Origin of the sequence: Nocardia sichangensis (assembly GCF_047200615.1) — a bacterium.
In the GTDB taxonomy this organism is placed as follows: Bacteria; Actinomycetota; Actinomycetes; order Mycobacteriales; family Mycobacteriaceae; genus Nocardia; species Nocardia sichangensis.
In genome coordinates, this window is record NZ_JBJZOK010000025.1 from 79723 (window position 1) to 104696 (window position 24974).

Annotated in this window: 27 protein-coding genes and 1 pseudogene; 13 read left to right on the forward strand and 15 right to left on the reverse strand. The window is 63.7% G+C overall.

The features are described from left to right. Positions 1 to 36 precede the first annotated feature (36 nt). The 4 genes from ACL03I_RS28940 to ACL03I_RS28955 all read right to left on the reverse strand — a co-directional run bounded on the left by ACL03I_RS28940 (position 37) and on the right by ACL03I_RS28955 (position 4061). On the reverse strand, positions 37 to 2172 hold the full coding sequence (locus ACL03I_RS28940) for an Rv1355c family protein (RefSeq protein ID WP_412807428.1): 2136 nt from the start codon (positions 2170 to 2172) through the stop codon (positions 37 to 39). Continuing rightward, positions 2162 to 2935, reverse strand: coding sequence for a hypothetical protein (locus ACL03I_RS28945; protein WP_355074568.1), 774 nt, complete (start codon positions 2933 to 2935; stop codon positions 2162 to 2164). Before ACL03I_RS28945 ends, ACL03I_RS28940 begins: the two co-directional genes overlap by 11 nt. Before the next feature lie 248 nt (positions 2936 to 3183). Further along, positions 3184 to 3621 carry an effector binding domain-containing protein gene (locus tag ACL03I_RS28950; RefSeq protein WP_355074570.1) on the reverse strand — a complete coding sequence of 146 codons (438 nt, stop codon included), beginning with the start codon at positions 3619 to 3621 and terminating at the stop codon, positions 3184 to 3186. Next, on the reverse strand, positions 3618 to 4061 hold the full coding sequence (locus tag ACL03I_RS28955) for a GyrI-like domain-containing protein (RefSeq protein ID WP_355074571.1): 444 nt from the start codon (positions 4059 to 4061) through the stop codon (positions 3618 to 3620). Before ACL03I_RS28955 ends, ACL03I_RS28950 begins: the two co-directional genes overlap by 4 nt. 363 nt (positions 4062 to 4424) lie before the next feature. On the opposite strand from ACL03I_RS28955, the pseudogene ACL03I_RS28960 reads away from it, so the two are divergent. Continuing rightward, positions 4425 to 5145: pseudogene (locus tag ACL03I_RS28960) on the forward strand (uracil-DNA glycosylase). 30 nt (positions 5146 to 5175) lie between these two features. Here ACL03I_RS28960 and ACL03I_RS28965 read toward each other — a convergent pair. From ACL03I_RS28965 to ACL03I_RS28975, 3 genes are all read right to left on the reverse strand, one after another. After that, positions 5176 to 5409: a hypothetical protein gene (locus ACL03I_RS28965; RefSeq protein ID WP_039801014.1), complete on the reverse strand. Its 234-nt coding sequence runs from the start codon at positions 5407 to 5409 to the stop codon at positions 5176 to 5178. 85 nt (positions 5410 to 5494) lie between these two features. Then, a complete protein-coding gene (locus ACL03I_RS28970; protein WP_355074575.1) occupies positions 5495 to 5677 on the reverse strand; it encodes a ferredoxin in 183 nt (60 codons plus the stop codon). Continuing rightward, entirely contained in the window at positions 5674 to 7143 is a 1470-nt protein-coding gene (locus tag ACL03I_RS28975) for a cytochrome P450 (protein WP_412807429.1), read from the reverse strand. Before ACL03I_RS28975 ends, ACL03I_RS28970 begins: the two co-directional genes overlap by 4 nt. Positions 7144 to 7244: 101 nt before the next feature. Between ACL03I_RS28975 and ACL03I_RS28980 the strand changes: the two genes are divergently transcribed. Then, positions 7245 to 7910, forward strand: a complete 666-nt coding sequence (locus ACL03I_RS28980) for a TetR/AcrR family transcriptional regulator (protein ID WP_355074579.1) — start codon at positions 7245 to 7247, stop codon at positions 7908 to 7910. Here the strand turns inward: ACL03I_RS28980 and ACL03I_RS28985 are convergent. After that, a complete protein-coding gene (locus tag ACL03I_RS28985; RefSeq protein WP_379250783.1) occupies positions 7894 to 8520 on the reverse strand; it encodes a TetR/AcrR family transcriptional regulator in 627 nt (208 codons plus the stop codon). The genes ACL03I_RS28980 and ACL03I_RS28985 overlap by 17 nt on opposite strands. Positions 8521 to 8666: 146 nt before the next feature. On the opposite strand from ACL03I_RS28985, the gene ACL03I_RS28990 reads away from it, so the two are divergent. After that, positions 8667 to 9119 (forward strand): hypothetical protein, encoded by a 453-nt coding sequence (locus ACL03I_RS28990; protein WP_355074583.1) that lies wholly within the window; start codon positions 8667 to 8669, stop codon positions 9117 to 9119. 325 nt (positions 9120 to 9444) lie between these two features. Continuing rightward, the gene (locus tag ACL03I_RS28995) at positions 9445 to 9975 is read left to right on the forward strand and encodes a hypothetical protein (protein ID WP_355074585.1); all 531 of its coding nucleotides are present in this window, start codon (positions 9445 to 9447) and stop codon (positions 9973 to 9975) included. A 60-nt stretch (positions 9976 to 10035) separates the two neighbouring features. Here ACL03I_RS28995 and ACL03I_RS29000 read toward each other — a convergent pair whose 3' ends face one another. Further along, complete coding sequence (locus ACL03I_RS29000) at positions 10036 to 10629, reverse strand: hypothetical protein (protein ID WP_412807430.1); 594 nt, start codon at positions 10627 to 10629, stop codon at positions 10036 to 10038. Between the two features lie 2 nt (positions 10630 to 10631). Then, positions 10632 to 11579, reverse strand: coding sequence for an RDD family protein (locus ACL03I_RS29005; RefSeq protein ID WP_412807431.1), 948 nt, complete (start codon positions 11577 to 11579; stop codon positions 10632 to 10634). A 537-nt stretch (positions 11580 to 12116) separates the two neighbouring features. Between ACL03I_RS29005 and ACL03I_RS29010 the strand changes: the two genes are divergently transcribed. From ACL03I_RS29010 to ACL03I_RS29020, 3 genes are all read left to right on the forward strand, one after another. Continuing rightward, positions 12117 to 12761, forward strand: a complete 645-nt coding sequence (locus ACL03I_RS29010) for an HAD family hydrolase (RefSeq protein ID WP_379250773.1) — start codon at positions 12117 to 12119, stop codon at positions 12759 to 12761. Positions 12762 to 13299: 538 nt separating this feature from the next. Further along, positions 13300 to 14496: a cytochrome P450 family protein gene (locus ACL03I_RS29015; RefSeq protein ID WP_364429111.1), complete on the forward strand. Its 1197-nt coding sequence runs from the start codon at positions 13300 to 13302 to the stop codon at positions 14494 to 14496. 256 nt (positions 14497 to 14752) lie between these two features. Continuing rightward, the gene (locus ACL03I_RS29020; protein WP_412807432.1) at positions 14753 to 15190 is read left to right on the forward strand and encodes a helix-turn-helix domain-containing protein; all 438 of its coding nucleotides are present in this window, start codon (positions 14753 to 14755) and stop codon (positions 15188 to 15190) included. A gap of 35 nt (positions 15191 to 15225) precedes the next feature. Here the strand turns inward: ACL03I_RS29020 and ACL03I_RS29025 are convergent, their stop codons facing one another. Beyond that, positions 15226 to 16743, reverse strand: coding sequence for a serine/threonine-protein kinase (locus ACL03I_RS29025; protein WP_412807433.1), 1518 nt, complete (start codon positions 16741 to 16743; stop codon positions 15226 to 15228). A 403-nt stretch (positions 16744 to 17146) separates the two neighbouring features. Here ACL03I_RS29025 and ACL03I_RS29030 point away from each other — a divergent pair, with 403 nt between their 5' ends. Continuing rightward, a complete protein-coding gene (locus ACL03I_RS29030) occupies positions 17147 to 17875 on the forward strand; it encodes a GIY-YIG nuclease family protein (protein ID WP_412807434.1) in 729 nt (242 codons plus the stop codon). Between the two features lie 12 nt (positions 17876 to 17887). Here the strand turns inward: ACL03I_RS29030 and ACL03I_RS29035 are convergent, their stop codons facing one another. Continuing rightward, entirely contained in the window at positions 17888 to 18784 is an 897-nt protein-coding gene (locus ACL03I_RS29035) for a phosphotransferase family protein (protein ID WP_412807435.1), read from the reverse strand. Beyond that, positions 18781 to 20217, reverse strand: a complete 1437-nt coding sequence (locus ACL03I_RS29040) for an XRE family transcriptional regulator (RefSeq protein ID WP_412807436.1) — start codon at positions 20215 to 20217, stop codon at positions 18781 to 18783. Before ACL03I_RS29040 ends, ACL03I_RS29035 begins: the two co-directional genes overlap by 4 nt. A 570-nt stretch (positions 20218 to 20787) precedes the next feature. Here ACL03I_RS29040 and ACL03I_RS29045 point away from each other — a divergent pair. Then, positions 20788 to 20988: a hypothetical protein gene (locus ACL03I_RS29045; RefSeq protein WP_412807437.1), complete on the forward strand. Its 201-nt coding sequence runs from the start codon at positions 20788 to 20790 to the stop codon at positions 20986 to 20988. A gap of 61 nt (positions 20989 to 21049) precedes the next feature. Further along, the gene (locus tag ACL03I_RS29050; protein WP_412807438.1) at positions 21050 to 21247 is read left to right on the forward strand and encodes a hypothetical protein; all 198 of its coding nucleotides are present in this window, start codon (positions 21050 to 21052) and stop codon (positions 21245 to 21247) included. Positions 21248 to 21621: 374 nt separating this feature from the next. Here ACL03I_RS29050 and ACL03I_RS29055 read toward each other — a convergent pair whose 3' ends face one another. Both ACL03I_RS29055 and ACL03I_RS29060 read right to left on the reverse strand, forming a co-directional pair. Further along, positions 21622 to 21951, reverse strand: a complete 330-nt coding sequence (locus ACL03I_RS29055) for a hypothetical protein (protein WP_412807439.1) — start codon at positions 21949 to 21951, stop codon at positions 21622 to 21624. A gap of 405 nt (positions 21952 to 22356) precedes the next feature. Next, positions 22357 to 23706: a hypothetical protein gene (locus ACL03I_RS29060; protein ID WP_412807440.1), complete on the reverse strand. Its 1350-nt coding sequence runs from the start codon at positions 23704 to 23706 to the stop codon at positions 22357 to 22359. Positions 23707 to 23834: 128 nt separating this feature from the next. Here ACL03I_RS29060 and ACL03I_RS29065 point away from each other — a divergent pair, with 128 nt between their 5' ends. The 3 genes from ACL03I_RS29065 to ACL03I_RS29075 all read left to right on the forward strand — a co-directional run bounded on the left by ACL03I_RS29065 (position 23835) and on the right by ACL03I_RS29075 (position 24804). Next, positions 23835 to 24146 (forward strand): hypothetical protein, encoded by a 312-nt coding sequence (locus tag ACL03I_RS29065; protein WP_412807441.1) that lies wholly within the window; start codon positions 23835 to 23837, stop codon positions 24144 to 24146. A 77-nt stretch (positions 24147 to 24223) separates the two neighbouring features. After that, complete coding sequence (locus ACL03I_RS29070) at positions 24224 to 24511, forward strand: hypothetical protein (protein WP_412807442.1); 288 nt, start codon at positions 24224 to 24226, stop codon at positions 24509 to 24511. Next, complete coding sequence (locus tag ACL03I_RS29075; protein WP_412807443.1) at positions 24508 to 24804, forward strand: hypothetical protein; 297 nt, start codon at positions 24508 to 24510, stop codon at positions 24802 to 24804. The genes ACL03I_RS29070 and ACL03I_RS29075 overlap by 4 nt, the downstream gene beginning before the upstream one ends. Positions 24805 to 24974 lie beyond the last annotated feature (170 nt).

Sequence of the window (24974 nt, forward strand, 5' to 3'; positions counted from 1 at the left end):
TCGAGTGTCCGCCGTGGCACATTGTCTCCGATCGCGCTAACTACTGGTGTCCACACCGAGCACCGGACGCCGCCTGCTGCGTACGGTGGCGGCGGAGGCGTAGCTCAGGCGAAGCACCAACGCCATGGTCTCATGCTCGGGCACTTCCAGCAGGTCCAGGAAACGGCCCTGAAGTGACGTTAGTGTATCCGTGAAGTCGGGGGAAATCGCTGCAAGTTCCGCATGGCGTCGGGCGTAGAGGTATACCGGGGAAATCGGCTGCACGCACAATCCGAGGCGCTCGGCCCGCACCCAAACCCGCGCGACCGCCGCGCCCGCCGCCGCGTAGTCGGTCAATCGAGGGTCGGCCGCGTCGAATGTCACGGCCAGAATGGCGGAGCTGGACCGCACCCGGTCACCGGTGTATTTCCCCAGCGCCGCTCCACCCGACCAGGACCGCAACTGCGCCATGACGTCGGCGCGGGTGGTGATCTGGAATGCCGCCCATTCGTCGTCGGTCAGTTCCAGGCTGCGCGCATCGATTCCGGTCTCCGGCGTGTCGTCCGCCCAACGGACTTCGGCGAGCATTTCCTCGTATAAGCGGGGCGTGAGATAGCGGACCCGATCGGAATCCCCCAGCAATCTCGCAGCTTCCTCAATGTCCTCCCGTTCCACGACGGCGCGCACATGCGCACCGGCCGATTCGGCGGCCGCCGTGAGCGCGTCGAGTACGCCGTCTGCCAGCGGGGCCCCGGTGCCGACCCTGCGGTTGGTCTCGCGTCGCAGGACGGCGGGATAGTCGGCCGCCAGCTCGGCACTGCGATCGTTCCCCAGCCGCAAGCTGGCGACGAGACGACCGGACCCCGGCGCTCCTTCGACGAACTCGTGCGGGCCGAGGATTCCGTGCGCGGCCGCGGCGACCCGCGCGTTGTAGACGGCCGCGCCGAGTGCGACGGCGCTGCCGCGATAGCCGATGTCCATCGCCGTGCTGCACTCGGGCGCCAGCTCGATGGCGATGTGCTCCGTGCCGGCCCGCAACGACCAAGGCTGCATGTTTCCCCCGGATGGAGCCCGTTGCGCGCAGGCGAGGACGCTTGCGATGGGCCCGGTGACGGGCTCGGGCGGCGCATCGGCCCACACCGGCTCGTCGTTCGGCGGCGGGTCGGCCAGCTCGTCGAGATGCCGTTCCACATCGATCCGGACGCGACCGGAATCCAGCTTCAGCCCCAGTCCGATGCGCCGCACGGCGGCGGCCACGCTCGCGGCGCCGAGGCCGACGTCACCGGCCAGCTGCGGCCAGCTGTTCACCGTCTCGCCGACTTCGACCAGGCTCGCGCCCAGCCGCGGCGACAGCCCGGAGGCGCCGAGCAGCTTCACCACGTACGGCGCCTTCTCCCGCGAGGTCAGCCCCCGCAAATCCCGGGCGCTGACCTCGCCGAGTAATCCGTGGAACGCGGGACGGCGGGCTTCGAGATCGAAACGCTCGACGTCCAGCAAACCACGGTCACTGGTTTCCATCAGTACGGGAATGCGATGCCGGGCCGCCGCCTCGCGAATCACGAGTTTCATATCGAGCGAATCGCATTCCTCGACCACGATCGCGAGTCCGTCCAGGAATTCGCCCACCGAATTCTCGTCGACCCCGGTCGCGAAGATCTGCACCGGGAGATAAGGGTCCAACTCGGCGATACGGCGTGCGGTTACCACCGCTTTGTTGACGCCGATGTCGAACAGCGTCCCGGCCACCCGGTTGAGATTCGACAACTCGATATCGTCCAGGTCCGCCAAGCGCAATCCGCCGCAAACGCCCTCCATGGCGAGCAGATGCGCGATCGCGTGCCCGGCGCTTTGTCCCACGATCCCGATCGTGCGTTCGGCCAGAAGGTCCTGTTCGGCTCTGGTCAGTTTGTTCCGATTACGATCCAGCCGGATCATCCGGAAAGTACGCGGCCCCGGCAATCCGACCACCGCGGCGCGCCACGGATAGTAGATCCAGCGATCCGCTTCGGGCCCTTCCGGAATATCGGGCGCGGCAACCATTCTGCTGTATTCGGCGCGCAACGACGCACGCAGATCGAGGATTTCGATGCGCGGGTCGGCGCGCAGCGCGGCGAGTATCCGCGCGTCCTCCGGATCGGCGGGGTCGATGATCAGCGGCCGGTGGTCCGCCGCTCGGCTCCGGTCATCGCCCATGTCCGCGCCGGCCCTCCGTCGGCCGCCCGATCCCGCATCGCACATCGGGCGTACGCGCGGTCGACAGGCCGAGCGCGTCCTGTTCGCGCTGGGTCAGGGATCGCTGCGCTTCCTCGGCCGAGGCGGCATAGCTCCGGGTATCCCACCACAGCGGAACGGTTCGGTAGCGCTCGTCCGGATACGGCACCGCGGGAATGCGCTCGGCCGCAACCGCACCGCACGCCTCGTGGCGGGCCACGGTGAAGGAGGCCACCGTCGCGAAGCCGTAGCGGGCGCCGAGCAGGCGCGCGCCGTGCAGCACGGTGCGCGAGATCGCCGCGCTGAGTTCGCCCCGGTTGGCGGCATCGCGAGCGACCCACGCGCCTTTGGCCTCGATCACGCCCTGCGGTATCCGGTCGGCGATCATCTGCCGCAAGTCGTCCGCGCCCGGCTGACCGGCCCATTCGACCAGCGCGTGCGCCTGCCGCGCGTCGGTGTACGGACCTTGCATCCGCACCCCGGCGACCATGTCGCCGTCGGCGTCGAGCGCGGCGAAGAACAGCGCCGATGACGCACCGTCGGCGACCGTTTCGTATTCGAGCGCGTGTTCGACTCCGAAATGCCGGTAAACGGCACACGCCCCGTGCAGATACCGGTCCCAGAGTTCCGGCTGCACGCCCGGTTCGGAGACAAAGAACGCACACTCGGATTGCGCGTCGTAATACCGTCGCACTCCCCGCCCACGGGAGTTCCTCGGCACGACTGCAATCAGATCCACAGTCATGTTGTTCCTACTCCATCGCCGCGCTGCCATGCGCGATAGTCCAGCCCGATGCAGCCCTCCGCGGCCCCGAGCCGAGACGAAGTTGCCCAGGGCAGTATCCGTCATCGGACAGGAATTGACCAGCCGTCCGGTTAATCTTCCGAAAACTCTGTGGTACACGCCATATTTTCGCAGGTCAGAACCGGCGTATTCGAAATCGGAAATAACATGGAGACCAGTCGGTCCGAGGTCAGTTACCGATTAGCAATTTAAACGAGGATTGAAATGAACAACTCGACCGATTCCGGGGCGTGCCAGATCTCGATCTCTTCACGGTAGGCCCGGGTGATCTCGGCGGACGCCGTCGCGTCGTCGACCTGCGCCCAGACGTCCTCTACCGGATCGTGATAGTCGCCGTTCGGCGCGAACCGGGCATAGACGCCTTTCGGGACACGCACCAAGACGTCACCCACCGGCACCGCGTCCGGCGCGGGGTACTCGAAACAGACCACAGCGTTGTAGTTCCCGGCCGGATCCGGCACGTACACCGTGTACATCGGACGGTCCACGCCGTCCCCCCGGTCCCGCAGGCGGTCCTTGAGGAACTCGATGAGGTCGCTGTTGCTGACCTTGAAGCTCGGGCGCACGCGCGGGACGACCAGCCCGCCGTAGACCGCCTCGGCACGCACCACGATCGCATAACTCATCGCGCGTCGACCGCCAGGTACAGATCGATCTTGTAGGCGTGCGGGTAGCACTCGAAATCGCCGGTGTAGGTCCGCTTGATCTGGTTGTGTTCCTCGGCGTAGGCGATCTGCGTCCACAGGTCGGTCATCACCTGCGGGAAGTTACCGACCGAGGAGAACCGTGCGTAGGCGCCGCGCGGCAGCCGGGCGACCAGGTGACCGCGGGTGACGTCGGCGAAGGACGCGCACTGATAGCCGACGATCTGGGTGTTGTACGTGCCCAGCTCACCGGTGTAGTCGGTGTAGGCGCTGGCCAACGGGCCGCCGAGTTCCTGGTGCAACACCGCCGCCCAGGCGGCCTCCAGATCCCGGTCACGCAGTTCCCCGAGCGCACGTTTGGGGCTGCGTACCGGCAGCCCGGCAACCCACGTCTCGTCCCGCTCGACGATCTCAAACTGCATGGAAAGACTCTTTCGAAAGAAGCCGGAGGTGAACCACCGCATCCGGTCGGTCGGAACCGCCATGCTACCAACCCCGACCGGGTGGTACCGATCACATATCGCGCCCGGCGGCCGCTCGATCACCCCGCTGAACTGGACAGATGTCCGAAGCGGTACCGTCCGGACGGGACCGATCAACGATCGACGGCACCGGCCGGTCGCGTCGGCGCACCGTGGGCACGATCGCCCGGTTCGTCCCTCCCCTGGGACCACCGAAGGGAGTTCTGATGCACGAGACACCGATCTCCGACCGACGCTGCCACGCCCTCGGGCGCCGCACGGTATGGGCGGTCTACGCCACCGCCTCGTACGGCCGGTGCTGACGTGTGCCGGACCATCGCCGAACTCGACGCGGCGGTCGCCGACTGCTTCGCCTGCCCGCGTCTGGTCGCCTGGCGCGAGCTCGTCGCGCGACAGAAACGCGCCGCCTTCCGCGACCAGACGTATTGGGGCCGTCCCGTGCCCGGCTTCGGTCCGGCGGACGCGCGGATGCTGCTCGTCGGACTCGCGCCCGCGGCGCACGGCGGCAACCGGACCGGCCGCATGTTCACCGGCGACCGCAGCGGCGACGTGCTCTTCGCGGCGCTGCACGCGGTCGGTCTGGCCAACCAGCCGACCGCGGTCAGCGTCGACGACGGCCTGCGGCTGCACGGCGTGCGGGTCACCGCTCCCGTGCACTGCGCACCGCCGGACAACAAGCCGACGCCGGAGGAGCGAGATCGCTGCGGACACTGGCTGGCGACCGAACTGCGACTGCTGACGCCCACCGTCCGCTCGGTGGTGGTGCTCGGCGCGTTCGGCTGGCAGGCACTGCTTCCGGTGCTGGCCGAAGCGGGCTGGGCCGTGCCGCGCCCGCGACCGAGATTCGGCCACGGCACGCACCGAGGCGGGCCGCGGTCCGCTGCACTTGTTCGGCTGCTACCACGTCAGCCAGCAGAACACCTTCACCGGACGACTCACTCCGGCGATGCTCGAAGCGGTGCTGGCCGAAGCGGCGCGGGTCGCGGGGCTCGAGGTGCGGCGAAGCCACGCGCCGCGCGGATGATCGGTCGCGCATCGCCGCTCGGCAGCGGGTTCAGACGTGATCGACCAGGGCCGGATGACCCGCTTCGTGGGCGCAATGCGCGCAGCAGAAGTAGTCTCCACGCGCCTCCACACCGTGCCCGACGATCCGGCAGGAACAGTGCGTGCAGGTCGGGGCCATGGCGGTGATCGCGCATTCGAAGCTGTCGAAGGTGGCGGACTGGCCGTCGCGGGTGATGGTGAACGTCTTGTCGTACTCGTTTCCGCACGTATCGCAGGTGGCCATGAGATGCGGTCCTCTCGCGTCGATGGGCTCGAATATCGCAGTTCGCGGTACCCAGCGCCGAGGACGCGAAACGAGCCGGGAGACCTCAGCTCAGCCGCAGCGCCGCGACCGGGCAGCTGTCGACGACGAGCTCGAGCAGCTCCCGATCGCTCGTGACGGTGTCGGGCGGCACGACGATCCCGTCCGCGCCCACCCGGAACAGATCCGGCGCCAGCGCTTCGCACATGCCGTGCCCCGCGCAGACGATTCGGTCGGCGATGATCCTCATCGGACGATCCGCTCCAGCCGGATGGGCAAACCATCGGCGGGCACCGGTCCGGTTCCGGCGACCAGGGGCAGCTGGTAGCCGTCCGGCACGCTCCAGCGATACCGCAACAGCATTTGATGCACTACGGCTTTCACGGTCATGCCGCCGAAGTAGAGGCCTATGCACTTGTGCGCCCCGCCACCGAAAGGCGCCCAGGCGAAGCGGTGCGATCTGTCCTCACGACGGTGCTCGGCGAAACGTTCCGGGTCGAAGGTATCGGGATCGTGCCAGTACTCCTCGTTGCGCATCAGCCCGTACGTGCCACAGAGGATGAACGTCCCCTTCGGCAGGTAGTAGCCGAGGATGTCGGCGTCGGCGATGGTTTCGCGGACCTGCTGGGCCACCGGCGAGTAGACCCGCAGCGCTTCCTTGAACGCGAGATCGAGCGAGGGCAGGCGGTCGAGATCGTCGTAGTCCAGCGCCGGCTTGCCCAGCGCGACGGATTCGGCGCGCAGCCGCTCCTGCCATTCGGGGTGCCTGCCGAGTTCGTAGACCAGCATGGACGCGGCGATGGTGCTGGTGTCGTGGGCCGCCATCATCACGAAGATCATGTGCTCGATCACCTCGGCGTCGGTGAAGGTCTCGCCGTCGGCGGTGCGGGCCCGGCACAGCACGCTGAACAGATCGCTGCCGCCGCCCGCGCGCTTCGCGGGCAACTCGCGGCGGAAGTGCTCCTCGAGCACCCGGCGGCCGCGCACGCCGCGGGCCCACACACCGCCCGGCACGTTCGCCCGGATCAAGGCGGCCCCGCCGCGCACCGCGTCCTCGAAGGCGCGCTCCAATCGTGCCGAGCCCGCGCCGGGTTCGGCGCCCGCGAAGACTTCGGTGGCCTGCTGGAGCAGCAGTTTCTTGATCGACCGGTAGACCGGGAAATCGTCGGCGGGCTCCCACTGCGCGATGCCGCGGGTGATCCGAGGCGTGGTCAGGTCGAGGTACCCGATCAACCGCGGCCGCGTGAAGGCCTGCTGCATCACGCGCCGATGGAAGAGGTGGTCGTCGAAATCGCGCAGTAGCAGACCTCCGCGGAAGAACGGGCCGATCAGCCACTCCCAGCCGCGCTGCGCCGACAACACCTTGTCGCGGTCCAGCATCACCGCCTCGTAGCCCTCCGGACTGCCGAAGGTGACCATGCGCCGACCGAGCATGCCGAACCACTGCACCGGGCCGAAGCGGTCGAAACGCTTCCGCGCGAATTGGATCGGGTCGGCCAACGCGTGCAAGGTGTATCCGATGCCGGGGAGCCCGAAGTCACCGAGCACCGGTTTCAGTCCGCTGCCCGGCGGCGGATCGGCCAGCGGCCGCACCTGCGCCGGGTAATGCGCGACCGCGCGCGCGGCCGCGCGCTGCGCGTGCCACGCCCAGGTGGTCCGCGCCTGGCGGATCGTGCCGGAGATCTCATCGAACGACTGGGGCACAAGCAGACTCATGACCGTCTTCCCTTCGCGACACTGCGATAGTCCGACGATAGAGGAAACCATCGTTTCCGTAAACGGTTGTTTCCCAATTTTGGCTGTGCCAAGCTGGCGGGGTGACCCGTACCGTCAGCGGCACCTACCGCGGAGCCTCCACGGCCGAGCGCCGCGAGGACCGGCGCAGGCGGTTGCTCGACGCCGCCCTCGACATCATCGGCACACAGGGACTGTCGGCGTTGACCGTGCGCGGGGTGTGCGAACAGGCCAAGGTCGGCCCGCGCTTCTTCTACGAGGCGTTCCCCGACCGCGATGCGCTGGCCTCCGGGGTGCTGGTGGAGATCCAGCAGGCGGCGCTGGACCGGGCGAAGGCCGCCGTCGCCGAGACCACGGGCACGCCCGCCGACCGGATCCGCGCCGGAGTGGCGGCCCTCATCGTCGAACTCACCGACGATCCGCGACGCGCGAAAGTGGCGTTCGCCCAGACCTACGGCGACGAGGCGCTCATGCGCAGCCGGTTCGCGGGCATGCGCCAGGTCGCCGACGTCATCATCGAGCAGACCCGCCTGGTGCTCGAGCTGCCCGAAGGGCAGGACACCGCGATCGCCGCGACTTCCCAGCTGATCACCGGCGGCGCGGCGGAACTGGTTCTCGTCTGGCTGGACGGGGGGCTCGACGTCGACCGCGACGGGCTGATCACGCTGCTGGCCGATTTCACCGTGGCGATGCTGGATCGGCTGCCCGCGGTCGCCGGACGACTGTCCGGCCTCACACCAGATTCCTGATCAGCGACGACATCAGCGGCTCGCGCAACCCGGCCAGCGCGGCGAAGTCCCCTGCGACGACGCGGTTGGTCGCCAGCGAGACGACCGCGCCGATCACCGCCTCGCCCGCCAGCTGCTGATGCGGGCGCGTCGCGCCGAGCGCCTCGGCGAAACCGTCCACCAAAGCCGCCTGGGTCGCCAACCGCCGCTCCAGCACCGGCCTTCCCGCCGCGTACACCTCCACCAAGAAGACCTTCGCCACCTGTGGTTCTTGCGCGAGGGTGGAGAAGTAGGCGTCGAGTGCCCGATCGATCCGCTCGAGCGGCGTGCCGTCAGCGGCGAGCGCGCCCGTGATCCTGGTCATCACGATCTCCACGGCCATGTCGTAGGCGGCGAGGAAGCACGCCTCCTTGTTCGCGAAGTGCTGGTAGAAGGTCATCCTGGACACCTCGGCCCGCTTCAGCACGTCCGCCACCGTCGCCGCCGCGTAGCCCTTGTCCGCAGCCGCTTCGATCATCGCCACCAGCATGCGGGCCCGCTGCGCGGCCACCACCTCTTCCGGCGCGATCCCGTGATTGCCGCCGTGCAGTTTCCCGCCGGCCCGAGCCTTCAGCAACGATCCTCGCTCCACACTCCGATGCTATGCGTGCGTGCACGGCTCGCGTGCCGGGTCGACACGCGACGACGTGGCGCGCGATCGAACCGCGAACGCCGACTAACGGGGCACAATGACCGTCCGAGAGTGCTCGATTCGACGAAGAAGGAGCGTGATCGGCAGTGCGAAACAGGCAGTTGGTCGGACGAAGCGCCCTGATCGCGGCGCTGTGCGTCGGCGGGTTCGCGGCGTCGGCGGGTCCCGCGACCGCGGACGAACCCGCATTCGTGAACATCGGAGTCATCCGCACCTTCGGCGACACCTGCTACGGCGAAGGCCGAGCGGGCGTCTCCTCGCCCGCCGGAATGCCCGGGGCGGCCCGTTTCGGCATCAGCTTCGTCAGCGACACGCCGATGGGCATGCCGTGCACCTTCACGGCGTTCGCCAATTGGCGCAACCTCGACACCGGCGCGGCAGGCACGGTGGCCGTGCCCGTCAGCGACAAGACCGCTCGGAACCAGCCGGCCGCGACCGTGTTCGCCGCCCTGCCCACCGGCCCGGGTCGAGTGCGGGTCGACGTGACCACCGACTATCCGCATGTAGCGGCTCCGCCGGTCGAGATACGGATCAGCTGAGCGGCGGTTGCGCCCGCCACGCCCCCGCTTCACCGCCGCGTCCGATATCGCGACAAGATCAGCCTCGGAGCCCTGCGCAGCAAGACCCTCGGACTCTGCCGTCTGCCCGGCTGATCATCACCCTGCGCCTGCTTTTCCTGCCTCCATGTTCCGTGAACCGAGGCGGAAGATGCCGATGCGCGGGCGGTGCCCGGCTCCTAGACTGGGGAACTGCGGCACGGTCGACCGTAGAAGCGCCAGGGCGATTCCGCGATCGGCACACCACGAAGTCCCGATCCAGCAAAGGGCCGTCTACTCACGGCCCGTCCCGATGGAGGAGGGCCGCATGCCCGATTCGTTCCACATGCGTGTCTGTCTGCTCGGCCAGGGCTGCGTCTGCCCGACGGTCACCCTGTTCCTCGCCCCGGAGCCACTGATTCCCGGCGGCAACATGCTGCACCTGCTCGAACAAACCCCGATCGCCGAGGACACCGGAACACCGAGCGTCGATCCCGAACTGATCGACGTGGTCGAGAGCGAGCCCGCCGGTCCAGCGCTGCGCGCCGAAGTCCACCGATTCCGCTCCGGCCGCCCCGACCCGCACCGGATCCACGACATCCTGCACGACCACCACATCACCGACGCCGCACCGATGGGCCTGGAAGTCACCGATCCCACCGAACTCACCCGCTTGGAGCTGCTGCCCGAGCACCCGATCGGGTACCGCCGCATCGACGACTTCCAGCAGGAAGCGACCGCCCGCGCCATGCTCGCGGTCTATCGCCTCTTCGAAGTCGATCAGCGAGTGCGCCTGATGTACCACGGTTACGCCGACCCCGGCACAGGTTGGTTCGCACTGCGAACCGCCACCGCCTGAGAGGGCAGGCAGGCGCGGGATTCCTCGGCGCCTTCGCCTACGCGAGCGGGCTGCCCGGTATCAGAACCACCTCGACCATGAGCGCGCCTTCTTGGGCGCTTCCCTCGGCCGACTCACGGCGGAAGGTCGTTCGCGCGGCGGGCGGCGGGTCACCAACTGGTCCAAGTCGGCGCTGATCGAGTCGCAGAAGCCGCCGGGCGCGACCGGGTCATACCCGCGATGACCCCGTTCCATCGCCACCACCTGATCGACGGACTCGACTCTGTTGCACGAGGTCAGCATGCCTTCGTTCCACACCGTGAATTCCCAGCTGCGTGCGGAAGCGGCAGGTAGATCCGCGGTGTATTTGCGCTGCTCCACTACACCCCGGTAGACCGCACCGGATTCGTCGAGCAAACTGACGATCAACTCGCTGACGATGTGGCGATACCGCCCGCCACCGTCCTCCCAATCGTTGCCACGATAGGTCCGCAGCTTCCATCCGGTGAACACGGCCGACGGGTTGACCGGATTCCACTCGCGCAGCTTCCAGATCTCCGGCGCGCAGTTGCTCGCCCGCAAGCTTTTCGCGGCCCCTTCCGCCTTGCGCAACATAACGGTGAGGCGGTCGGCGCCGATCGTGGCGGAGTAATCGTCCTCGGACAAGTAATCCATCGTCATCCCTCACGGTTCCCCGTGCCACGACGCCGCTCGTATGCTCCCCGCAGCCCCGCACCAGCCCGCTTGGCCACACGCTGCGCCTGCTGACCTCGTTCCGATGCGATCGCCCGCCGAGCCGACTCCGCGGTCCGACGACCGACGTCTTGCCCGAGTTCGCGCAGTTGCGCGGCCCGTTCGGAATCGCGCAGCTGACGCATCTGCTCGGGGGTGGCAAGCTGCGCTATCTGCCGTGTCGCCGTTTGGATGTGCTCGATCCCCTCCTGCGCGCCCTGAATTCCGCGCTGCACAACCACGTGGTCCCTGGCTGTTTCCAATGACTTCCGCAACAGTCCGGCCTGCACGACAACAGTTCCCGCGACGCGATCGACCAGGGAGCGGCGACTCGAACCGAAGACGCACACCGCGTTGATCACCAAGACGACGATCGCGATCAGCCACAGCACGAAGGACAGAAGGAACTGGCCCGCCAATAGCGCGATGCACGCGCACGAGTACAGCCCGACGTCGGTCATCGTGCCCACGAAAGCGCGCCGCGCCGCCTGCCCTCGCCCCAGTCCGTCCTCGCCGCCGCGCACCGACCCCACTCGGAGATCGAGCAGGACTTTGCCCAAAGTCCTTCCTTGCCAAGCCAATCCAGCGAACTGATAGGCGAACGTCGCCGCGATCAACGCGCCGAATGCTTCGATGATGAAGACGAGCACCGTATGCACGACGTCCATACCGAACGTCTTGCCCGCCCCACCCCAGTTCCCATTCGACTGAATCACATCCCACACGCCGGTCCCAGCGAGATCCGCCCAGCCCGAAAGGTAATCGGCGATCCGATAGTGCGTCACCGTCCCCAACAACACCGCCAACCCCAGCACGAGACCGAAATCCACCCCCCAAGCCGCCGCCCGCCGCCCTGCCGGAACCAGGTCCCCAGCCCCCTGCCCGTCGGCCATCCCGAGCACCTCCATCCCGAATCGACACGGCACCCGCTCCGGGGCGACTCCGGCACGAATCGTCGCAGCTCACAACGTTGTTCCGGTATCCATCGTTCGACCGACGGTCAGCGAGCCGCCCCGGTTCGATCGCGTTTCGACCTGCCGCCCATGGGCCCGACGGCGGCTCCCGACGCACTGCGCATCTCCGAGAACGACAAGCGCCGAACGTTATTCGTGCGCAGACTGTCGGCCGACCTCGGTGAGTGATCTCGACTCCGACGCCGGTGAGACCTGCGGACGGCACTTTGTGGAGCGGATCACCAAGGCCCGTCTCGAGTGGTACCCCGACGTACCCCTTGGTAGGTTTCGGCTTGTTCGCGCAGCGTCGCGCACCACCTCCAGCCTTTGACTCGCGGAACCTTCCTTCGATCCACAGTTCGCACGCCTCTTCCGTCATGGAAGGAGGCGGGAATCGTCATCCCCACGGCATCCCGTCATGCCTGCCACCCTGCCCCGCAGGCGTGGCCGTCCGTCCCATCAAGCCTTGGAGCACCGGTGATTACTGCCCTACCGCACCAGTCCGTGGAACTCGACGCGGTCATCTTCGACTACAACGGCGTCATCGGCCTGCAGCCCACTGTTCCCATGTGGAGCGAGCTCGCCGAACTCGCCGGATGGCACGCAGACCAGCTCGAGCTCTTCCAAAATGTCTTCTGGAGCGCCCGCGAACCCTACGATTCCGGCGACTTCGACGACGCGGACTTCTGGACCACCGTGCTCGGCCATCGCCCGGACCCGGAACTGCTCACCCAGTTGCGCGCCGTCGACACCGCGCTGTGGACCCGGACCGACGACCGCGTCGTAGCCCTCCTCCACCATGCCCGCCGGGCAGATCTCCCGATGGTGCTGCTCTCCAACGCACCCCACCCGGTCGGCGATGCCCTCGACGCCTCCGACTGGCGCACCCTGATGACCGACGCCCTCTACTCGGCCCGCCTCGGCATGAACAAACCCCACCCCGACACCTACCGAAACGCCCTCGCCGCGACCGGAGTTCACGACCCCAGTCGCGTCCTGTTCGTCGACGACCGCGCCGACAACTGCCAAGCCGCCGCAAGCCTCGGCCTACGCACCCTCCACTACACCGGCTCCCCCACCGATATCGCGGCGCACCTCCGCGTCACCACCATCGCCGCGTAGGTCCTGCTGGTTCGCGCAGCATCGCCGGGATCGGCACAACACCGCTGCCGCTCGGTGGTGGACACGAGCCCGGCCAGACGCCACACAGAAACAAAAAGGCGAGTGCTCTACCCGAGCACTCGCCTTTGGTGGGCCTAATGCTGCACAACCCGAACCTGCTGACGGTCGCAGGGCCGGCTATTCGAATCACACCGGTAGGTACTCGGCGAATGTGAGCGGTCGTGTGCCAGGGGCGCGCCGCGGGCCAGGTCGTAGGCGGCAAGAAAGCACGCCATCGACCCATCAGACCTTCACCAACCGCATTCGACGCACGATACCTCGCATCGGCTGCTGCCGATGCGGCGCGGAACGAGTGGCACGAAATCCCCTTGGAAAGTACGCTTCTCGAAGTTGCAGCAATGGTTCGGCGACCGAAAACAGGGATGCGCCGAAGACCGCGTCCCCAAAACAGCACACACGAACATCTGGAGCACCATTCTTGAGTACGCCACGGTCCCGACTGGAAACCCCGGCCTGTCCAGTCGTCCACGGCTCGCCGATGGCTACCGAAGGTCCGAGGGTGTCGCTGTACTCGTCGGAATTCGCCGCGGATCCGCACCGTGTTTACGACGAAATGCGAGCACAATACGGCTCTTTGGCTCCGGTTGAGCTGGCGCCGGGCGTGCCGGCCACGTTGGTGGTCGGGTATGACACCGCGCTGCGGATCCTCAACGATCCCGAGCACTTCCCTGTCGATCCGCGCACCTGGCAGCAGAACATCCCGGCCGACTGCCCCGTCCTGCCGCTTATGGAGTGGCGCCCCACCGGGAGTCGAAGCGACGGAGCGGCCCTACAGCGCTACCGGCAGGCAATCACCACGAGTATCAACGCGGTGGATCTGTACGCTCTCGATGCCACGGTGGAGAAGATCGCCCTCCCGCTGATCAACACCTTTTGCCAGGCCGGTACAGCCGATCTGATCAGTCAGTACGCGTTGCCGCTCGCATTCGCGGTCACCGATGCTCTGCTGGGCTGCCCGCCGGAAATCGGACAGCGGGTCGCCGCAGGCATGGCCGCGATGTTCGAGGGGATCGATGCCGAGGACGGCAACAAGATGATCATCGAGGCGCTGCTGGAACTGCTGGCCCTCAAACGGACCCATCCTGGCAACGACATCACCTCGCTACTACTGCGGCATCCGGCCGAACTCGATGAACTGGAGATGATCCACCAACTGAACAGCGTCTACGGCGCCGGGATCGAACTGCAACAGAACCTGATCGGCAACACCCTGCTGCTGATCCTTACCGACGAACGCTTCGGCGGAAGTGTCGTCGGCGGGAACCTGTCCACCCGAGACGCCTTGGACGAAGTCTTGTTCAAGAACCCGCCGCTGGCGAACCTCCTCACCACCTACCCCCGTCAGCCGATCCTCATCGACGACGTCTGGCTGCCCGCGCACCAGCCGATCCTCATCAGCATGGCCGGCTGCAACAACGACCCCAAGATCCGGACCGAGACTCACACAGGCAATCGCTCGCATCTGGCGTGGGGCATCGGCCCACATGCCTGCCCCGCGCAGTCGGTGGCCTACCTGCTCGCTCAAAACGCCATCGATCAGCTTCTCGATGCGCTGCCCGAGATCCAGCTGGCCATACCGGCCGACGCACCGACCTGGCGGCCTGGCCCCTTCCACCGGTCCTTGGCGGCTCTACCGGTCACCTTTCCCCCCTCTGCTCCGTTGAACGAGTACTGAGAATCTCGCAATCTCCCACGCGCGTCGGAAGCGACTGAGCGACCGTCTCGATGGCCCGCAGTGATACCCGCCGCCAGGCCAGCGACCTGAATTCCGTGGAGCGCAGTTGGAAACGACTCGTCCTGCCGCGGCTCGGTGCGGTGATCCACCACTGATCCGTGTGGAGGACGGCCGATGACTGAACCGCCGCAGGGCGTTCGCACAATGCCGAACAACAGCGAAGCCACAGGCCAATGACCTGCGGCTTCGCCATTCAGTGGACTTCATCGGAGGCTATTCGAGGAAGGACTACCTCAGAGACCGGCTCGCCGGTCTGAAGGATCGGCTTGCCTCCACCCCACCGCGTGAACCCGAGCCGGTCGCGTCGAAGCCTCACAGGTTGGCCGGTCGACTGACTGAGGCGATGCGAGAGGAGATCGTCGCCAAGTACGAAGCAGGCGTACCTTCGACCAAGCTCGTGCGTGAGTACGGCATCGGCAAGGGGACGGTCCTAAAGATCCTCCGCGAGGGTGGAGCCGCGATGCGCAACCAAGGGCTGAGCGACGAACAAGTCGGTGAGGCCGCCCGGCTATACGAGTCAGGGCTGTCGCTGGCCCGGATCGGCGAGCGGTTCGGCGTCGACTCCACTACGGTTCACCGGGTCTTGGTCGGCCGGGACGTGCGGATGCGGGATACACATGGGCGGGAGCGGTAATCAGCCAAGAGGCGGGAGCCGCATCGCTTCTAGCATCATCTTGTTCGCCAGCTCCCGTCAACTGGACGTTCAGGCATCATCCCAGGCATCTGCAACCCACCGTTAGATGCCTGGGCGAGCCAGTTCGCCCATCGGCCGATCAGTTCATCGAGATCCCCTGTATCGAGCAGTGTGAACGGCCACGCAACTTGATACTTTGCCATGCCTACGCCGACCGCCCCACCAGATTCTTCGCCCAGGTCAAGGCTGAAAGGATTTTGTCGGCCACGCATGGGGATGTAGGGCGCAACCATGAATGCACACTCAAACCAGCCGTAGCGCCCAGCCTCCTGAATGTCGCCGAACCAGAGCGAGTGAGAGCGGCCCTCGTAATCCCACTTCGGCGGGATACGGAGGTTGATTGTCGCAGTGGCTATTACATCAATAGCAGGACGCCTGCCACCCCAACTGGTATCTGGACGCTGATTTATTCCTGAAAACGTCAGGTTTGCATCACCAAGTCGCACTGCCCAACCGCCATCCCGAGACGAAAGCACGGCAGACGGAGCTGCACTTACGATGGCGTCGCGGAACGTTGCAGACATCCTGTTAAAACTCCGCTGCGCGGTAGCCAGTAATTCTGCGCGACGTTCCTGCTCGGTCATAGCTTCAGATCTTTTCCGAGACTCTTCGGAACGACGTCGAACCTCTGCTTGGTTCGCCTCCTCCAGTTGCGCCAGGCCACCGCCACTGTTGGCTTTATCCCTGACGCGGTCAAGTCGCACTCTGAAGTTGGCTGGCGTCGGCCGCGCCGCAGCAGCCTTGTACATGCATTCGTCGACAAGGGCCGCTAGGCCAGCCGGAGCCGCTGAGAGTTCGGGGACATCACCGTGGAGGTGCTGCTGCCGAAAATCTTCGTTTGTGGGACCGGGGAAGGGTCTATGTCCGGCGAGCATCTCGAAAGCCATGACACCCAACGCATAGATGTCAGCTGCGATGGTCGCGCGCTCATGCCGCCACTGTTCTGGTGCAGCGTAATGCGCAGTCATGGAATATTTTCGTGTATCCGAAGCTGTCGACGCCTCAGCGTAGCGCGAAATCCCAAAGTCACTCAGGCACCACTTGCCGTCAAGCAATAGAACGTTATCCGGCTTCAGGTCTCGATGGACAACTTTGCCATCGAGGTCGCTCAACGCATCGCAAACATCCCCGATAATCTCAATTGCGTCGGCAAGGGAAAGGATCGGTTCCTCTACGAGCTGATCCCGCAATGAGCGCTTCGCCCGAGGCATCACAAGCACCCAGTTATTGCCGTGCTCGCCGGAGTCGATGATCGGCACCACGTTGCGCACACCCTTGGGGTTGGCGAAGAGCAACTCACGGTCAGCGCCGGGCTCCTTGGGTACGAACTTCGCCACGGCCTCCCGCCCGCCACCCGTTACGTGATAGACGTGGCCGAAACCGCCCTTCCCAATCGAATCGCCTACAAGCCAACTCTCGGACAGCTGTACACGCTGACCCTTCACCACAGTCTCCCAGGACTCGTTGTCGGACAACAGATCAACTGACAGCATCGACCAAGGCTCCGTCGTCGCCGTCGCAAGAGAAGGCTAGCGGACACGACCGACAGGCCCGCGCGCCCTTCCGCCCGTCCGGCTTGCACGCGCACTGCGGCCAAGGGAGACACTGTCGGTTCTCCACCAACACACTGAGATTGTTTGCGAGATCAGTGCCAGCGTCGGGGACATTGCAATGCCATAGTCTAAATCGAATTTCACTCACTTATCGTTTTCCAGCTTATCTTATTTAAGTATTGTAATCTTGCCCACCTTCAATGCGCAAGTTCCTGTCACGCAGTTCACTGCACGATTTCTATGAATAGCTTCAAGGCGGATGCTCACTGAACGCGAGAGACGCATAGCCGCCGGATTTTCACTGGGGAGAAGTCTCTAATTATGTTATTATTGCTTCCATAATATGACGCGAGAGGAAATACTAGCCGAGATCAGGCGCACCGCTGAAGCCAACGGAGGCAAGCCGCTTGGCAGAGAACAACTCGAAAGAGTTACGGGTATCAAAGAATACGACTGGCAAAAATTTTGGCCTAGAATATCCGAGGCTCAACGCGAAGCCGGGTTTGAGCCAAATAGATTCATACTTGAAGGGCATGACAGAACTTTTTTGATGGAAAGTGCGATTGCTCTTATTCGAGAATTGAAACGGTTTCCGACACGAGCCGAGATGCGTATCAAGAGACGAGCCGACCCCAGCTTTCCAAACGACAGCGCTTACACGCGGAGATTCGGAACTAGAGATAACTTTATTGCCCAAATTTCTCAATACTGCGATGGCAAGAAAGGGTACGATGATGTAGTTGAGATACTAGAGGCGACCCCCCGAAAAGTAGAGGTCGATGCCATACGTGATGACAGGGATATTAGCGCGGCGATTGGAGAGGTTTATCTTTTCAAGTCGGGCAAGTATTTCAAGATTGGAATGACCAACAACATGGTGCGCCGAGGAAACGAGTTGCGGATACAGCTGCCGGAGCGGATTGACTTGGTACATTCCATCAAGACGGATGACCCCAGTGGAATTGAGAATTACTGGCACCGGCGATTCAACGAAAAGCGCCTTAATGGCGAGTGGTTCAATTTGAATCCAGCGGATGTGCGCGCATTCAAACGTTGGCGAAAAATTTACTAACGAGGACGGCAGTTAAGTCAGTACACGCCAATCCTTCCATGGCCTATTGCCTAGTTGCCGACGTATGCACGCCAACCGATGAGTCGCTTGCTCTCGCCACTTCACGTCAGCCGCCACCATCTGCACGGCCATTGTCGTCATCCGGAACTCCCGGACGTCCCGTAGTAGTTCGAAGCCCTCCCAGGTTGTGACGTCATACCCATAGACATCGCAGAACTCGCCGTACTGTTTCGCGCTGATCCAGCCGAAGGACGACCACTTGATGGACGTATGCACCAAGTCCCACTCGGGCGGCCCGATCGACGTTCGTTCCAGATCGAGCAGGATCACGCGGCCGTCGTCGGTGGCCACGACGTTCCCCACCCAGGCGTCCCCGTGAATGACGCACCACGGCAGGCCCGGCGGAAGTTTGGCCCAGCGGTCGCGTAGCTCCGCTAAGTGATCCCGCATCCATCGCCGATCGTCGTCTGCCAGGAAGCTCGCGCCGTCGATCCGTTCTTCCAGCCGAACGAACGGCGCCACCGCGCCCAGCTCGAACGCGGTGGGCGGTACCGAGCCGTGAAGCCTTTTCAGCGCTTCAGCCACCTGTGCGGGTGTGCCGTGATGATGGGGCGGCAGCTCCCGCCAAAAGGTCACGGCTCGCCCGTCAATCTCGATGGCCTGTTCAACATCTGGCGCGGCCTGGACAGCATCGACGCTCGCGGCTTCCAACCACCGGGCAACTGCCACCTCCCGCGCAGCGGCGGCCTGTTGCCCTGGTCGACTGATCCGAACCACCATGCCACCAGGTAGCCGGTAGATGGCATTTTCACCCCGACGCAGCAGTTCAGCATCAGCCGAATCAACCCCGGCTGCCTGGCAGGCTTCTCGAAGAACCGCAGGCGTTTCATCCTCGGGCGTCTCGCTCATACCCCCGCCACGACAGCGTCGATCTGGGTACGAAGTTCGTCGACCTCCGGGGCGCTCGGGTGCCGCTTCGCGAAGCCTGCCAGTTCGCGCAGATCGTCGGCAGCCCGCCGCGACCGGACATGGCCGACATCGACCAAGGCGGCCGTTCCGAGTCCAGCCGCTTCGAGCGGATCGCCACTGGCCATCGTGAGCGACGCCAGTTTGATGCCCGAAATCGCGCGGGACCGAACGTAAGTGTCGGTGTGTCCGGCGACGGCAGTGCGAAGCCGTTGCTTGGCTTCGGTGACGAACCGCCCCTGCACGGCGAGATCGAACAGAGCGTGGCCAGTGTCGCCGGAATGCTGCGCCGCATCGTAGTAGGACATCCACGGCGGATCGTTCTCGGGCGACGCATCAGAAAATGACTCGTCAGCCTCGCCGATTGCCCGCATCGCGTCTTCGACGCGCTGGAGTTTGGCCAGCGCCCGCGCCCTGGCCGACTGAAGCATTGCGCGCTCGGTGGCTGTCAGCCGATCCGAACGCACCATTGCCAGTTCGATGTAGGTCAGGCCATCATCGGGGTTGCCGCACCAGATCGCCTGGCGGGCCATCGAGGAGAGCACCTTGCTGCGGAGGTGCCAGTCCCCCGCCTCCTCTGCACAGGTCAAGGCCAACTGGAACATGTTTCGGGCATCAGCGTGGGCGTAGGCGTCGAACGCCATGAACCCGGCAGTGTGGCCGAGGAAACCCACTGAACTGTGCAGGTCGGCGCGGTGTCGTTCGAGACACCGGGCATTGAGCAAGCCGACGGCATAGCGAAGTTGCGCGCCGACGGCTTCACGAACCAGGCCGCCGCCGTAGGCGTGGTCCCAAGTGCTGAACTCGCGGGCAGTTTGGCGGATCTGCTCGATCTCAGTCACACCCACTAGCGAAGGCACAGGGGTGGGCTGGATGGTGTTGAGGAGGTCCATCAGCGGCGCGGCAGCGCTGGTCGCCGTCACCCCGAGCGCGGCCCGGAGAAAGTCTTGGCGCTTCACGTCATCGAGGGTAGCGGCGGAAGCGCCGGGCAGCTTGAACCACAACAAGTCTGCGGGAATGCCGAGGACCTGGGCCCAGCGAATGAGCTTCGACAGGAACTCCGGGGCGGAGCCCTTCTCCATGCGACTGAGCTGGGCTTGGGTCAGGCCGAGCCAGTTGGCCACGAGTTCTTGCGGCAGCGTCCGGCCGTGGTACGGATGCGCCCGATACGCACTCACGACCAGGCCCATGTGCCAGGTAGCGAGCGCGTCGCGCATCTGATCCGTCTGCCAGAATCCGAGCGGCACTTGTGGCGGCTGCGCCATCTCATGGCGGAAAGCAGCCTCGCAGGACGCGCAGAACGGTTGCCCGTTGTAGCTGTTCAGGCGATTGCCGCAGCGTGTGCAGTACCGCTGCGTTTTGGATGCCCGCGCCATCAATGCCCCTGATCCGGTCGGTCACGCACGGTTTGCCCTGGTCGGCGGGACATTACCACCGGCGGACGCCCATCACCATACGCCGAACGTATATCGCGAAACCGCTGGTCACATGGGTGTTCTGGGCGGCAGAACGCCCATTGGACATCACAGAAACACCCCGAACGCATACCGGCCGCGCAGATTTCGACATAACGGCACACCTCGGTAATCGGCGACGGTGATTACGGCACCCGGCACCAAGGCGACGCCGCTCCTCTCGGACGGCGCACCTGTTCCGATGAGTCGGCGCGGGTGGCGAAAGCCCTTGGTGCCGAGTGCCGTTAGGGCATTTGTTCACGTAGCGGGAAGGTCGCCTCCGATGCCACTCACGACGTTGGCCATGCATCGGCTCGTCGCGATGACCAAGCCGGAAACTCACCGAGCGCCGACCTCGCCGTTCACGGTGGCCGAAGCCCACAAGGTCATGCAGTACCACGTGGCGTGCCAGGCCACACGCTGCCCGAGGAAGGCTGCGGCGCTTCAGACTCTGGTCACAGCCGGCCGCGTGGTGCCTTCGAGTAGTCCCCGGTGATCACGATGTCGCCCCTCCGTCACATCCACATCGAATCGGGTGTCTTGAGCCTCGATTACCAGGCAAGTGCAGAACAGGCGCAGAACGTCGCCGACGAACTGGGACGACGGTTTTCGGACCTGGAGCTTCGAGTGACGGTCGATGACGAGGTTCACCCCGATCTCCCGCCGCTGCCCTGCGCGGAACTCTGGGACTGACTGCCAAAGCACCACTGCCGCAATTAAGTTCAATCCTCGACAAAGAACGGACTATCTCACTATGTCGCAGGCAATGCCAGACAGGACGTTCGTTCAGGCTGACGGCAAATTGGCGGAGTTCATGTGTCAGGTGCATCTGATAGAGCTGACCCCGGAACGGGCGGAGGAGCTGCGGCACATCCATCGGGCTCATCACCCGGATGAGTGCATCGTTCACTTGGAGGCAGCGTACTTATTGCTGATCGAGGACGACTGCTGAGTGATGGGACTCCTCATCTGGATTCTCTGGCCAGGATCGGTGATCTTCACAGCAGTGCTGTGTTACCGGATCGGGGCATATTGGGGTCCAGGCACTCAGCCAGGTCGACACCGGACGGGAATGATGCCGAGTCAGAATCCATCGAACGAGGAGTTCGTGACGGATACAGACATTCGTCCATTGCCACCACAGCCGGTGCGTTGGTGGAGTGATGAGGATGATACGGAGGAGCTGCCAAGGCTCAAGGGGGACCTAATTCAGGCGGAGGGCAGTGACGCAGCTGACCGATGAAGTTTGCAAATCACTACTGCGCAGAGATAACGAAGAGGCCGTGCTGTACAGCACGGCCATTGCCCTTCGTCCGAACTTGTCACTCATTGACGGGAGGACTGTTCGAACTGTTCCAGTTCATCCGTCGCCTGGTCCCAGGCCTTCTCGATATCGCTGATGTACTCGGCAAGCGTCGTCGCTTTTTCGCGAAAGGCGACGATGTTGGCGTACGAGCCGAATGTCGTCAGCGCCAGTCCCAGAAGGCCACACGCCAATCCAACGAAGTCGAGGGTTGAGTGATTGCTTGAGAGCGCTCCGAGCAGATTACTGAAAACTGTCATCAGAAAGAATATGAAAAACGCTGCGCAGAGATGCGCTCGAAAAAAGAGCGTCTTCATGCTGAGCAATTCGGTGGAAGGGCTAATCGCCGCCATAATCGAAACCTCCGACACAGTGACCTATAAACCATAGATCGGTGGAGTCGCGACAGAATGTCGGCGACCGCCGGTTACATAAGAGTACTTATGCAACTAGCGGCTATTTATATATAACACATTTTATGTATTTAGTCAATGTTGCACAGTGAAATTCCTAAGCGCAAAATTTAGGTGCTCGGCGGTAATAGATGGACTATGGCACACGAAGCCGAGCGCCAACTCGGCTCCGATTTGATCACCCAGGACTATTTAGTTTTGGGCGGCGTGAATGGCTTCTTTACATATTTATCCATACCGAACCTTTCCTCGGGTTAAACGATATAAACTCCCCGATGAGATCCAATGTATGAATTACCGCGCGATTGTCAATAGCGAAAGGATACCGCCGCATGTAGGTGCGCGTCAGAACGCTACCGTCGCAATATGAACCCGCTCGTACGGAGTTCCTTCTCCTGGCGAAAACATGCCATACCAGGAGTCACCTTCGTATGATAGGTTGCGAATTTTAGGCTCCTTGGAGTCCACAACCTCGTGATCTTCTATCCATTTCACGGTGCGCAACACATGAGTGTCCGGATTGCCGTCCCATTCGGTCGCGAATGTTGGACCGTAGAAATTTCCGCAATAGTAGGACATTGAATCGTCCAGGTTCGGAGGATCGTCCGGGAGCCCCAGCTCAATGATGTTGCCTTGGACGATTGCAACCCCAGTAACCGTCCGACAAATAATTCCACTGTCTAGTGCGAGTTGGTAGGGTCGCGCTTGAACACCCGGCGGTACTGCACTGGAAACAGCTGGTTTGCTCGAACGAAAACGAAATCTACGAAAATTGTTTGGCCACAGAAGGTCATAGCATACGACAGATTGAGTGTCCACGGCGAAGCAAGGGTCGAGCTTTATCCTTCCGCGTTGCGAATCAGGCGGGAGTACGCAGAAGTATGCATCAATGCGATTAGAAGCGGGTGAGCGGCCACAGTAAGCCGATCCCTGATCCTCATACTCTTTATTCACGAAACGCCCTCCGCTAATAACTATCTCATTAGTCTTAGATGGCGTTCTGGGCGTCGCTTGGCCACTGGGAGCCAGCTGAGATGATACCGGTGGTGAACTCTTTTCGGGAGAATCTTGACGCTTAACTATGGCTACTACGAGCGCAGCAATTGCCACTACCACCGTACATATCGCAACAAAAGCTTTCCACAGCTGTGAGGTATTCAGTCGATAGGACGCATCTTCTAAAGTCCTTGTAATTTTTTTTCGCTGGCTTGGGCGCGAGGGCTCGTCGCATGCTTTGTCTTGATACTTCAACCCCTCTGCTGATGTCTCCGCATGCTGCGTTCTACGATCGTGATCAAGGGCTGCTTCGCAAAAGTCCTCGATAGCCTGAGCAAGCTTCTGAAGTAGAGGCCTTTCCTTATGCTTTCGCAGGGTCTCATACGAGACGAAAAGCAGATTGGCAGCCTCTTGACGACGAGCCGTTAAAGTAGCCGAGCGCAGCTGGGATGTCATGCCCAGAATACATTTAAGGGCCTCTTGATCAGTTTCAAGTTCGACCTCATCGAGGCTCGATCTGAGGAGTGCCTCAATCTCCCGAATTGTCGCCTTTGCACTCTTTGTCGTTCCGGCAGACACGGCGCACCGCTGAAGTGCTGGCAGGTTCAGCTGGCCGAGTGCGACCACGCCCTTCTTCCTGATCTTGATCAGGTCGGTGTCGATCTCAGCGGTTGTAGGCAGCGTCTGCGGGTCGGCCACGGCTAGATCATGCCCTAGCCGTCCCCTGACTCCACAAGCGTGGGCCGGATATGGGAAACACCCAGTCACGCCCAGTTTCTTGCTCCAGGCTCAAGGTGTCGCATCCGAACACTCCTGAAGGAGCCTCAATGCCCCCTCCCGTACCTCGTCCCGCAGGCCGTTCCGCATCCATCGCGGCGGTTCCGGATGGCTTCAGCCGCTCGGAAGGCAAGGAGCTGTCCCGATTTCAGAACAAGGAGATCGCCCGCGGCTTGGTGAGCAGTACCCGCGTGCAGGCAGCGGGCATGGTGGCGGCCGTCGGGCTCCAGACGACAGCCATGCTCAGCCGAGAGGCGCTGTTTCAGGCGGACGGTGATCCGGCGACGGCCGCCCGACTGAACCACATCGTCGACCAGTACGCCGCCTACGTCGGCAACGAAGTGGCTCGCTTCCAGTACTGAGCAGTGCGGTAGCCCCGACCCACGAGGTCGGGGCTACCGGCTGAATTGCCCAATCCCATCGCAATCAAGGAGGTTTCATGCCGAGTTCCAACGCGAACCCCTCGGGGGAATCGCAAGACGGCTTCGAGCGGCAGGCTCGTGAACTGGCCGAACTGCTGAAAGTCACGCCGCCAGGCGATCATCCGATCGTGGCAGAACACCTGGGCAACGGTGTCGTGCTGTACATCGCGGGCGCGCTCAGCGACATCCGTCAGACGGTGGAGATCCACCACGACATGGCTCCCGTCGCGGCACACCGGGTCATGGAGTACACGCAGCAAACCGCCGATCTGACGCTCAAGTGGCTCAGGACGTGGGCCGGGTGAGCGTGGTGGAGTTTGCGGGCAACGCAGTCCTCTTGGTGCTTGTCTTCGGCGGATGGCCGCTGCTCGCTTACGTCATCTATCGCACCGCGCTGTTTGTCCAGGATGTGCTTAAGCGGTGGAAAGAGTCTCGCCGCCGTGCCATTCAACTTGAGAAGGCCATGCGCAAGGAGCTTGGGCGGATCGACCGCGAGGCCGCCTACAGCGTGTTGCGGATGCAGGCGGCTTTTCAACACGCGCAGAAGCTAATTCGAGAGGAGGTGCAGAGGGGTGGCAGCGAACGGCAGCGACCCTAAAGGATGGGCCGACAAGTTCTTGGCCTGCTGTCTGGCCTTGATGGGCGGCAGTATCGCTTTGTCGATCGCGGTGGCGGTGCTGCAATCCATCTGGCCGTGGGTGGTCGGCACGGTTTGCCTGGTGGCGGTGGTATGGCTTGGCGTTGTTGTATATCGCGCTACGCGAGACC